We start from the raw sequence: 6,873 nt of genomic DNA, 5'->3' as shown, positions 1-6,873 counted from the left end.
CATGCCCATCCGCCGCCACCCGCAGCAACGTCGCCCGCAACAGCGGCCCCGTCGCCAGATCGAACGGCACCGCGGCGTCCGCGGCCAGCCACGCCTGCATCGCCGCCGCCGGATCCGGCTCCCCGGACAGATCCACCACCGGCAGGTGGAAGACCACCGGCCGATCGATCACCTGATGGGGCACGCCGTCGGCGTCCGCGACGAGCCGCGTCCGCAGCACCTCGTGCCGCGCCACCAGCGCCGCCAACGCGGCCGCCAGCCCCGGCACGTCCACCACACCGTCGAGCCGCACCGCCATCGGCACGACGTACTCCACCGAGTCGGGCTCCAGCTGCGCCAGGAACCACAGCCGCTGCTGCGCGAACGACAACGGCAGCAACCCGTCGCGCCCGGCCGGCACGATCGGCGGCGCCGTCACGCCCGGCGCGGCGGCGTCGATCCGCGCGGCAAGGCCGGCGATGGTCGGGGTGTCGAACAGCGCCGCGACCGGTACCTCGACGTCGAACACGGCCCGCACCCGCGTCACCACCTGGGTGGCCAGCAGCGAGTGCCCGCCGAGGGCGAAGAAGTTGTCGGCGGCCCCGACCCGCGCCACGCCCAGCAGCTCGGCCCAGATCCCGGCCAGCACCTGCTCCGTCGGGGTCCGCGCCGCCAGGTACTCCCCGTCCAGCGGCAGCCGGGCGGCGTCCGGCGCGGGCAGCGCGGCCCGGTCCACCTTGCCGTTGACGTTCAGCGGCAGCGACGCCAGTTCGACGTACACCGCCGGCACCATGAACTCGGGCAGCCGGTCGCGCAGGAATCCGCGCAGCGGCTCCACCCCGGGCACGCCCGCCGCCGCATCGGCCGGCACCAGGTAGGCGACCAGCCGCCGGTCCGCCTCGTCACCGTCGGCGATCACGACCGCGTCGTCGATCGCCGGATGCGCGCGCAGCGCCGCCTCGATCTCGCCCGGCTCGACCCGGAAGCCGCGCACCTTCACCTGCGTGTCCGCGCGGCCGACGAACTCCAGCCGGCCGTCGGCCCGCCACCGCACCACGTCGCCGGACCGGTACAACCGGCCGCCGTCGCCCGTGAACGGGTCGGCGATGAACCGCTCCGCGGTCAGCTCCGCCCGCCCCGCATACCCGCGGGCCAGACCCGCCCCACCGATCAGCAGCTCGCCGGGAACCCCGACCGGCACAGGCCGCAGCAGCCCGTCGACCACGAACACCCGTACGTTGCCCAACGGACCACCGATCGCCGGCGCGACCACCGACCCGTCGGCCACGCACCGCATCGTCGTGGCCAACACCGACACCTCGGTCGGGCCGTAGGCGTTGAACATCCGCGACCGGCCCGCCCACGTCCCCACCAGGTCCGCGCCGACCCGCTCCGAACCCACCACCCACGTGCCGACCCCGGAAATCTCGTCCGGGTCGAGCTGGGACAGCAGCGACGGCACCACACTGGCCACCTCCACCCGCTCCGCCCGGATCAACGCCGCCAGCCGCGCCGGCTCCGAGCGCTGCACCCCCGAAGCGACCACCAGCGACCCGCCGCCGGACAGCACGACCGCCACATCCATCACCGCCGCGTCGAACCCGAACGCCGCGAACTGCAGCACCACGCGGCCGGGGACCACCCCGAACACCGGACCCAGCTGTACCGCCAGATTCAGCAGCCCGCGATGCGTGACCACCACACCCTTCGGCACGCCCGTCGACCCCGACGTGTAGATCACGTACGCCGCCTGATCCCCGACGATCGCCGGCAGCGCCACCGCGTCCGCGCCGTCCAACGGCACGTCCTCCAACCAGGTCACCGCCACGCCCGCCGCGGCCAGATCCGCCGCCACCGCCCGCTGACCCAGGACGACCGACGCACCACCATCGGCGACCATGAACGCCAACCGCTCCACCGGATAACCAGGATCCAGCGGCAGGTATGCGCCGCCCGCCCGCCACACGGCCAGGACGGCGACCACGAACTCCACCCCACGGTCCAGGCACAGCCCGACCACCGACTCCGGGCCGACCCCCGAGCGGACCAGGAACCCGGCCAGCCGCTCCGCGCGCCGCCACAGCTCGCCGTAGGTGAGCACGGCGTCGCCGCACCGCACCGCCACCGCCGACGGATCCGCCGCGGCCCGCGCCGCGATCAGGTCCGGCACGCCGCCCACCGCCGGCAGTTGCGCCGCCGTGTCGTTCCAGCCGCGCAGCTGTCGCCGCTCGTCGTGCGTCAGCACCGCCACCGACGACAGCCGGCGGTCGGGGGCCGACGCCACCGCCGACAGCAGCTCCACGAAGTGCCCGACGAGCCGCGCCATCCGCTCGGCGTCGAACAGGACCGTGCTGTACTGCACCGACCCCACGAATCCCGGCCCGGCGGGGGCCAGCGCGACCACGAGGTCGAACTTGACCGGCATCGCCTGCGGCTCCGCCGGCGCCCCTTCGCCCGGGTCCCGGTCATCGCCGGTCACGTAGTTGAACAGCACCTGGAACAGCGGCGTGCGCGAGCGGTCCCGGGCCACGCCCAGCTCGTCGACCAGCTGCTCGAACGGCAGGTCCTGGTGCGCGTACGCGGCCAGGGTCCGCTCCCGCACCCGGCCCAGCAGCTCCGCGAACGTCGGATCACCGGACAGGTCCGTGCGCAGCACAAGGGTGTTGACGAAGAACCCGATCAGGCCCTCGATCTCGGCCCGGTTCCGGTTCGCGATCGGCGTGCCGACGACAACGTCCTCCTGGCCGGAGTAGCGGCCCAGCAGGGCGGCGAACGCCCCGAACAGGGTCATGAACATCGAGGCGCCGGCGTCCGCGGCGACCGCCCGCAGCCCTTCCGCCACGGCCGGCGGGACGGTGAACTCGATCGCCGCGCCGTCGGAGGTGCGCACCGGCGGCCGCGGCCGATCCGTCGGCAGCTCCAGCACCGGCGCACCCGCCAACGCATCGCGCCAGAACCCGAGCTGACCCTCGAGCACCTCACCGGACAGCCAACCCCGCTGCCACACCGCAAAGTCCGCATACTGCACCGGCAACGCCGGAAGCTCCGAACCGGCATACAACGCGCCCAGCTCGTTGCGGAGAATGCCCGCCGACCACTCGTCGCCCACCACGTGATGCATCGCCAACGCCAGCACGTGCTCGTCCGCCGCCACCCGCACCAGCGTCGCCCGGAACAACGGCCCCGCCGCCAGATCGAACGGCACCCGACCGTCGGCAAGCACCCACGCCTCGGCCGCCGCGGCCGGGTCCGGCCGCTCCGACACGTCCACGACCGGCAGGTCGAAGCGCGCCGGCGCCGGGTCGATCACCTGGTACGGCACGCCGTCCGCGTCCGCGACGAGCCGGGTCCGCAGCACCTCGTGGCGCGCCACCAGCCCGCCCAGCGCCGCCGCCAGCGCCGGCACGTCCACCGCGCCGTCGAGGCGGAGCACCGTCGGCATGTTGTACTCGACCGAGTCCGGCTCCAGCTGCGCCAGGAACCACAGCCGCTGCTGCGCGAAGGACAGCGGCAGCGGGGCGGCGCGGTCCACCGGCACGATCGGCGGGGCCAGCAGCCCGGGGGTCAGCTCCTCGACGACCGCCGCGAGGCCGGCCACGGTCGGCGCGTTGAACAGCGCCGCCACCGGTACCTCGACGTCGAACACCGCCCGCATCCGCGACACCACGCGGGTCGCCAGCAGCGAGTGCCCGCCGAGCGCGAAGAAGCTGTCGTGCACGCCGACCCGGTCCACGCCCAGGATCTCGGCCCAGATGGCGGCCAGGGCCTCCTCGGCGGCCGAGGACGGGGGCACGTACGCGGCGCCGAGCTCGACCCGGGCGCCGTCCGGCGCCGGCAGGGCGGCCCGGTCGACCTTGCCGCTGGCGTTCAGCGGCAGCGACGCCAGCTCCACGAACACCGCGGGAATCATGTAGCCGGGCAGCCGCGCCGACAGGAACTCGCGCAGGTCCTCGACGGCCGCCGCGCCGGCGGCCCGGTCGGCCGGGACGAGGTAGGCCACGAGCCGCCGGTCGGCCTCCAGCCCGTCGGCGATCACGGCCGCGTCGGCGACCGCCGGGTTGCGGCGCAGCACGGTCTCGATCTCGCCGAGCTCGACCCGGAACCCGCGCACCTTCACCTGCTCGTCGGCCCGGCCCACGAAGTCGAGCCGGCCGTCGGGCCGCCACCGGACCACGTCGCCGGAGCGGTACAAGCGGCCCCCGCGCCCGTCGAACGGGTCCGCGACGAACCGCTGCGCGGTCAGGGCTGCCGCGTCCGCGTATCCGCGCGCGAGGCCGGCGCCGCCGATGTACAACTCGCCCGGCACCCCGGCCGGAACGGGCCGCAGGCAACGATCCAGCACCAGCAGTCGTACCCCGGGAAGCGCCCGGCCGATCGAGGGCGCCCCGCCGGCGAGGTCCTCGGCGTCCAGCACGGTCAGCGACGCGCACACCGTCGACTCGGTCGGCCCGTACGCGTTCAGCAGCCGATGGCGGGCCGACCACGCCCCGGCCAGCCCCGCCGGCAGCCGCTCGCCGGCGCTTACCAGGGTCCGCAGGCCGTCGAGGTCGCTCGGCTCCAGCACCGCCAGCACCGACGGCGGCAGCGTGGCAACCTCCACCGCGCTCTCGCGCACGAGGGCCGCCACCTGCTCGGGCACGGCCCGGATCGGCTCCGGCACCATCACGACGCGGGCGCCGCGGGCCAGCGCGACGCAGATCTCCGACACGGAGGCGTCGAACCCGTACGACGCGAACTGCAGCGCCCCGGTCCCGGCGCCGACGCCGAACGCCTCGGCCTGGCCGGCGACCAGGTTCGCCAGCCCCCGGTGCGTGACCTGGACGCCCTTGGGGCGGCCGGTCGAGCCCGACGTGAACATCACGTACGCGACCTGGTCCAGCCGGGCCTCGGGCAGCGGCGCCGGGTCGAGCCGGCCGACGGCCCACACCGCCGGGTCGTCCAGGAGCACCAGCCGGGCCCGGCCCACCGGCAGGTCGCCGACCGTGGTGTCGGTGCCGACGAGCACCGTCACGCCGCCGTCGGCCAGCATGAGCGCCAGGCGCTCGACCGGGTGCCCGTGCACCAGCGGCAGATAGGCGCCGCCCGCCTTCCAGACCGCGAGCATCGCCACCGCGAACTCGACCCCGCGCTCCAGGCAGACCCCGACCACGGTCTCCGGCCCGACGCCGGCCAGCCGCAGGAACCCGGCCAGCCGGGCAGCCCGCTCGTCGAGCTCCGCGTAGGTCAGCGCGGCGTCGCCGCAGCGCACCGCCTCGGCCGCGGGCGAGCGGGCGGCCCAGTGCGCAAACAGGTCCGGCACCGCACCCGGCGCCGGCTCGACCGCACCGTGCCCGGCCCAGGCGGCCAAGTCGCGCCGTTCGACCGGGGTCAGCAGCGCGAGCCCCGACAGGCGCCGGCCGCGGTCGGCCACCACGCCGGCCACCAGCTCCAGGAAGTGCCCCGCCATCCGGGCGACGCGGTCGGCGTCGAACAGCGCCGTGCTGTACTCCAGCGCCCCGGCCAGCCCGCCGCGCCGCTCGGTGAGGATCAGCCGCAGGTCGAACTTCGCCGTCACAGCGTCTGCGCCGGGCCCCAGCGGCGGGCGCTGCACATCGCCGCCGTTGTCGGTGAAGTAGTTGAACAGCGCCTGGAACAGCGGCGTGCGGGAGCGGTCGCGGTCCACCACCAGCGCGTCCACCAGCTGCTCGAACGGCAGATCCTGGTGGGCGTACGCGTCGAGGGTGCGAGCCCGGACGCGGCCGAGCAGCTCCGCGAACGTGGGGTCGCCGGACAGGTCGGCGCGCAGCACCAGCGTGTTGACGAAGAACCCGATCAGGCCCTCGATCTCCGCGCGGTTGCGGTTCGCGATCGGCGTGCCCACCACGATGTCGTCCTGTCCGGTGTGCCGGGACAGCAGGACGGTGAACGCCCCGAACAGCGTCATGAACATGGACGCGCCGCACTCCCGGGCCACGGCGCGCAGCCCGTCGGTGATCTCCGCAGCGACGGTGAACTCGAACATCCCGCCCTCGGTCGAGCGCACCGGCGGCCGCGGCCGGTCGGTCGGCAGCTCCAGCGTCGGCGCCCCCGCGAGCGTCCGCCGCCAATACCCCAGCTGGCCCTCGAGGACCTCGCCGGTCAGCCAACGTCGCTGCCACACCGCGAAGTCCGCGTACTGCACCGGCAACGCCGGCAGCTCCACCCCCGCGTACAACGCCTCCAACTCGCGCTGCAGGATGCCGGCCGACCACTCGTCGCCCACGACGTGGTGCATCGCCAGCGCCAGCGCGCGGTCCCCGGCGCCGAGCCGCAGCAGGGTCGCCCGGAACAGCGGCCCGGCGGCCAGGTCGAACGGCACCACCGCGTCCGCGGCCAGCCACGCTCGCGCCGCCGCGACCGGGTCCGGCTCCCCCGCCAGATCCACGACCGGCAGCCCGAACCGCTCGGGCGCCGGGTCGATCACCTGGTACGGCACCCCGTCGGCATCCACCACCAGCCGCGTCCGCAGCACCTCGTGCCGGGCGACCAGCCCGCCCAGCGCCGTGGCCAGCGCCGGCACGTCCACCTCGCCGTCGAACCGGATCACCGCAGGAGTGTTGTACTCGACCGAGTTCGGCTCCAGCTGCGTCAGGAACCACAGCCGCTGCTGCGCGAACGACAACGGCAGCAGCCCGCCCCGGCCCACCGGCACGATCGCCGGCGCAACTTCCCCAGGCGCGGCGCCATCAACCACCGCCGCCAGCCCCGCGACGGTAGGAGCATCAAACAACGCCGCCACCGGCACCTCAACCCCGAACACCACCCGCACCCGCGACACCACCTGCGTCGCCAACAACGAATGCCCACCAAGATCAAAGAAGTCATCGGCCGCCCCGACCCGCTCGACGCCGAGCAACTCCGCCCAGATCCCCGCCA

General features: G+C 74.9%; 1 protein-coding gene. It reads right to left on the bottom strand.

The genetic code is table 11. The features are described from left to right. Positions 1-6,873, bottom strand: a 6,873-nt coding sequence (locus ABD901_RS57880) for an amino acid adenylation domain-containing protein (protein WP_345144811.1), incomplete at both ends; no start/stop codon positions are given.

This window comes from Dactylosporangium darangshiense (genome assembly GCF_039537565.1).
Classification (GTDB): Bacteria; Actinomycetota; Actinomycetes; order Mycobacteriales; family Micromonosporaceae; genus Dactylosporangium; species Dactylosporangium darangshiense.
This window is presented reverse-complemented; position numbering and strand designations above follow the sequence as displayed.